The sequence below is a fragment of the Pseudomonas sp. WS 5027 genome (assembly GCF_012985695.1).
Classification (GTDB): domain Bacteria; phylum Pseudomonadota; class Gammaproteobacteria; order Pseudomonadales; family Pseudomonadaceae; genus Aquipseudomonas; species Aquipseudomonas hygromyciniae.
This window is the reverse complement of the sequence record NZ_JAAQWU010000047.1, coordinates 1-5337: the sequence shown is the minus strand read 5'-3', so window position 1 is coordinate 5337 and position 5337 is coordinate 1. Positions and strand designations below refer to the sequence as shown.

At 51.3% G+C, this 5337-nt stretch carries 2 tRNA genes and 3 rRNA genes; all 5 read left to right on the top strand.

Features of this window, described 5'->3' with window-relative positions:
- The first annotated feature begins 110 nt into the window (after positions 1–110).
- The 5 genes from HBO09_RS28555 to rrf all read left to right on the top strand — a co-directional run bounded on the left by HBO09_RS28555 (position 111) and on the right by rrf (position 5320).
- Positions 111–1647 (top strand): 16S ribosomal RNA (locus HBO09_RS28555).
- A gap of 82 nt (positions 1648–1729) precedes the next feature.
- Positions 1730–1806, top strand: a tRNA-Ile gene (locus HBO09_RS28550).
- Between the two features lie 30 nt (positions 1807–1836).
- Positions 1837–1912, top strand: a tRNA-Ala gene (locus HBO09_RS28545).
- 249 nt (positions 1913–2161) lie between these two features.
- Positions 2162–5055: ribosomal RNA gene (locus HBO09_RS28540) — 23S ribosomal RNA — on the top strand.
- A 149-nt stretch (positions 5056–5204) separates the two neighbouring features.
- A 5S ribosomal RNA gene (gene rrf / locus HBO09_RS28535) occupies positions 5205–5320 on the top strand.
- The 16S, 23S and 5S rRNA genes sit together here with 2 tRNA genes alongside, the layout of an rRNA operon.
- The last annotated feature ends 17 nt before the right edge of the window (positions 5321–5337 follow it).

Below are 5337 nucleotides of genomic sequence, written 5' to 3'. Positions count from 1 at the left end.
CTGATAGTCAACAAGATTATCAGCATCACAAGTTACTCCGCGAGAAATCAAAGATGTAACCAACGATTGCTGAGCCAAGTTTAGGGTTTCTTAAAAACCCAAAGATGTTTGAACTGAAGAGTTTGATCATGGCTCAGATTGAACGCTGGCGGCAGGCCTAACACATGCAAGTCGAGCGGTAGAGAGAAGCTTGCTTCTCTTGAGAGCGGCGGACGGGTGAGTAATGCCTAGGAATCTGCCTGGTAGTGGGGGATAACGTTCGGAAACGGACGCTAATACCGCATACGTCCTACGGGAGAAAGCAGGGGACCTTCGGGCCTTGCGCTATCAGATGAGCCTAGGTCGGATTAGCTAGTTGGTGGGGTAATGGCTCACCAAGGCGACGATCCGTAACTGGTCTGAGAGGATGATCAGTCACACTGGAACTGAGACACGGTCCAGACTCCTACGGGAGGCAGCAGTGGGGAATATTGGACAATGGGCGAAAGCCTGATCCAGCCATGCCGCGTGTGTGAAGAAGGTCTTCGGATTGTAAAGCACTTTAAGTTGGGAGGAAGGGTTGTAGATTAATACTCTGCAATTTTGACGTTACCGACAGAATAAGCACCGGCTAACTCTGTGCCAGCAGCCGCGGTAATACAGAGGGTGCAAGCGTTAATCGGAATTACTGGGCGTAAAGCGCGCGTAGGTGGTTAGTTAAGTTGGATGTGAAATCCCCGGGCTCAACCTGGGAACTGCATTCAAAACTGACTGACTAGAGTATGGTAGAGGGTGGTGGAATTTCCTGTGTAGCGGTGAAATGCGTAGATATAGGAAGGAACACCAGTGGCGAAGGCGACCACCTGGACTGATACTGACACTGAGGTGCGAAAGCGTGGGGAGCAAACAGGATTAGATACCCTGGTAGTCCACGCCGTAAACGATGTCAACTAGCCGTTGGGAGCCTTGAGCTCTTAGTGGCGCAGCTAACGCATTAAGTTGACCGCCTGGGGAGTACGGCCGCAAGGTTAAAACTCAAATGAATTGACGGGGGCCCGCACAAGCGGTGGAGCATGTGGTTTAATTCGAAGCAACGCGAAGAACCTTACCAGGCCTTGACATCCAATGAACTTTCTAGAGATAGATTGGTGCCTTCGGGAACATTGAGACAGGTGCTGCATGGCTGTCGTCAGCTCGTGTCGTGAGATGTTGGGTTAAGTCCCGTAACGAGCGCAACCCTTGTCCTTAGTTACCAGCACGTTATGGTGGGCACTCTAAGGAGACTGCCGGTGACAAACCGGAGGAAGGTGGGGATGACGTCAAGTCATCATGGCCCTTACGGCCTGGGCTACACACGTGCTACAATGGTCGGTACAGAGGGTTGCCAAGCCGCGAGGTGGAGCTAATCCCACAAAACCGATCGTAGTCCGGATCGCAGTCTGCAACTCGACTGCGTGAAGTCGGAATCGCTAGTAATCGCGAATCAGAATGTCGCGGTGAATACGTTCCCGGGCCTTGTACACACCGCCCGTCACACCATGGGAGTGGGTTGCACCAGAAGTAGCTAGTCTAACCTTCGGGAGGACGGTTACCACGGTGTGATTCATGACTGGGGTGAAGTCGTAACAAGGTAGCCGTAGGGGAACCTGCGGCTGGATCACCTCCTTAATCGACGACATCAGCTGCTCCATAAGTTCCCACACGAATTGCTTGATTCATTGAAGAAGACGAAAAGAAGCCGCCCGAAATTGGGTCTGTAGCTCAGTTGGTTAGAGCGCACCCCTGATAAGGGTGAGGTCGGCAGTTCGAATCTGCCCAGACCCACCAATTTTGTGTGGGAAACGCCTGTAGAAATACGGGGCCATAGCTCAGCTGGGAGAGCGCCTGCCTTGCACGCAGGAGGTCAACGGTTCGATCCCGTTTGGCTCCACCACTACTGCTTCTGTTTGTATAAAGCTTAGAAATGAGCATTCCATCGTTGTGATGGTGAATGTTGATTTCTAGTCTTTGACTAGTTCGTTCTTTAAAAATTTGGGTATGTGATAGAAAGATAGACTGAACGTTACTTTCACTGGTAACGGATCAGGCTAAGGTAAAATTTGTGAGTTACTCGTAACTGAGTATTATCGAATTTTCGGCGAATGTTGTCTTCATAGTATAACCAGATTGCTTGGGGTTATATGGTCAAGTGAAGAAGCGCATACGGTGGATGCCTTGGCAGTCAGAGGCGATGAAAGACGTGGTAGCCTGCGAAAAGCTTCGGGGAGTCGGCAAACAGACTTTGATCCGGAGATGTCTGAATGGGGGAACCCAGCCATCATAAGATGGTTATCTTACGCTGAATACATAGGCGTAAGAGGCGAACCAGGGGAACTGAAACATCTAAGTACCCTGAGGAAAAGAAATCAACCGAGATTCCCTTAGTAGTGGCGAGCGAACGGGGACTAGCCCTTAAGTGGCTTTGAGATTAGCGGAACGCTCTGGAAAGTGCGGCCATAGTGGGTGATAGCCCTGTACGCGAAAATCTCTTAGTCATGAAATCGAGTAGGACGGAGCACGAGAAACTTTGTCTGAATATGGGGGGACCATCCTCCAAGGCTAAATACTACTGACTGACCGATAGTGAACTAGTACCGTGAGGGAAAGGCGAAAAGAACCCCGGAGAGGGGAGTGAAATAGATCCTGAAACCGTATGCGTACAAGCAGTGGGAGCCCACTTTGTTGGGTGACTGCGTACCTTTTGTATAATGGGTCAGCGACTTATTTTCAGTGGCGAGCTTAACCGAATAGGGGAGGCGTAGCGAAAGCGAGTCTTAATAGGGCGTCTAGTCGCTGGGAATAGACCCGAAACCGGGCGATCTATCCATGGGCAGGTTGAAGGTTGGGTAACACTAACTGGAGGACCGAACCGACTACCGTTGAAAAGTTAGCGGATGACCTGTGGATCGGAGTGAAAGGCTAATCAAGCTCGGAGATAGCTGGTTCTCCTCGAAAGCTATTTAGGTAGCGCCTCATGTATCACTGTAGGGGGTAGAGCACTGTTTCGGCTAGGGGGTCATCCCGACTTACCAAACCGATGCAAACTCCGAATACCTACAAGTGCCGAGCATGGGAGACACACGGCGGGTGCTAACGTCCGTCGTGAAAAGGGAAACAACCCAGACCGTCAGCTAAGGTCCCAAAGTTATGGTTAAGTGGGAAACGATGTGGGAAGGCTTAGACAGCTAGGAGGTTGGCTTAGAAGCAGCCACCCTTTAAAGAAAGCGTAATAGCTCACTAGTCGAGTCGGCCTGCGCGGAAGATGTAACGGGGCTCAAACCATACACCGAAGCTACGGGTATCACCTTCGGGTGATGCGGTAGAGGAGCGTTCTGTAAGCCTGTGAAGGTGAGTTGAGAAGCTTGCTGGAGGTATCAGAAGTGCGAATGCTGACATGAGTAACGACAATGGGTGTGAAAAACACCCACGCCGAAAGACCAAGGTTTCCTGCGCAACGTTAATCGACGCAGGGTTAGTCGGTCCCTAAGGCGAGGCTGAAAAGCGTAGTCGATGGAAAACAGGTTAATATTCCTGTACTTCTGGTTATTGCGATGGAGGGACGGAGAAGGCTAGGCCAGCTTGGCGTTGGTTGTCCAAGTTTAAGGTGGTAGGCTGGAATCTTAGGTAAATCCGGGATTCTAAGGCCGAGAGCTGATGACGAGTTACCCTTTGGGTGACGAAGTGGTTGATGCCATGCTTCCAAGAAAAGCTTCTAAGCTTCAGGTAACCAGGAACCGTACCCCAAACCGACACAGGTGGTTGGGTAGAGAATACCAAGGCGCTTGAGAGAACTCGGGTGAAGGAACTAGGCAAAATGGCACCGTAACTTCGGGAGAAGGTGCGCCGGTGAGGGTGAAGGACTTGCTCCGTAAGCTCATGCCGGTCGAAGATACCAGGCCGCTGCGACTGTTTATTAAAAACACAGCACTCTGCAAACACGAAAGTGGACGTATAGGGTGTGACGCCTGCCCGGTGCCGGAAGGTTAATTGATGGGGTTAGCTAACGCGAAGCTCTTGATCGAAGCCCCGGTAAACGGCGGCCGTAACTATAACGGTCCTAAGGTAGCGAAATTCCTTGTCGGGTAAGTTCCGACCTGCACGAATGGCGTAACGATGGCGGCGCTGTCTCCACCCGAGACTCAGTGAAATTGAAATCGCTGTGAAGATGCAGTGTATCCGCGGCTAGACGGAAAGACCCCGTGAACCTTTACTATAGCTTTGCACTGGACTTTGAATTTGCTTGTGTAGGATAGGTGGGAGGCTTTGAAGCGTGGACGCCAGTTCGCGTGGAGCCAACCTTGAAATACCACCCTGGCAACTTTGAGGTTCTAACTCAGGTCCGTTATCCGGATCGAGGACAGTGTATGGTGGGTAGTTTGACTGGGGCGGTCTCCTCCTAAAGAGTAACGGAGGAGTACGAAGGTGCGCTCAGACCGGTCGGAAATCGGTCGTAGAGTATAAAGGCAAAAGCGCGCTTGACTGCGAGACAGACACGTCGAGCAGGTACGAAAGTAGGTCTTAGTGATCCGGTGGTTCTGTATGGAAGGGCCATCGCTCAACGGATAAAAGGTACTCCGGGGATAACAGGCTGATACCGCCCAAGAGTTCATATCGACGGCGGTGTTTGGCACCTCGATGTCGGCTCATCACATCCTGGGGCTGAAGCCGGTCCCAAGGGTATGGCTGTTCGCCATTTAAAGTGGTACGCGAGCTGGGTTTAGAACGTCGTGAGACAGTTCGGTCCCTATCTGCCGTGGACGTTTGAGATTTGAGAGGGGCTGCTCCTAGTACGAGAGGACCGGAGTGGACGAACCTCTGGTGTTCCGGTTGTCACGCCAGTGGCATTGCCGGGTAGCTATGTTCGGAATAGATAACCGCTGAAAGCATCTAAGCGGGAAACTAGCCTCAAGATGAGATCTCACTGGAACCTTGAGTTCCCTGAAGGGCCGTCGAAGACTACGACGTTGATAGGTTGGGTGTGTAAGCGCTGTGAGGCGTTGAGCTAACCAATACTAATTGCCCGTGAGGCTTGACCATATAACACCCAAGCAATTTGCGTCGAAAGGCCAGATTGCGGTGTGTGAAGACGAAATGAACCGAAAGTTCGATCTTGCAAACACCGACTTCTATTACATACCCAATTTGCTGAAGCGAGGCATTCTTGCCACGACTCAGTACCCGAATTTCTTGACGACCATAGAGCATTGGAACCACCTGATCCCATCCCGAACTCAGTAGTGAAACGATGCATCGCCGATGGTAGTGTGGGGTTTCCCCATGTGAGAGTAGGTCATCGTCAAGATTAAATTCCGAAACCCC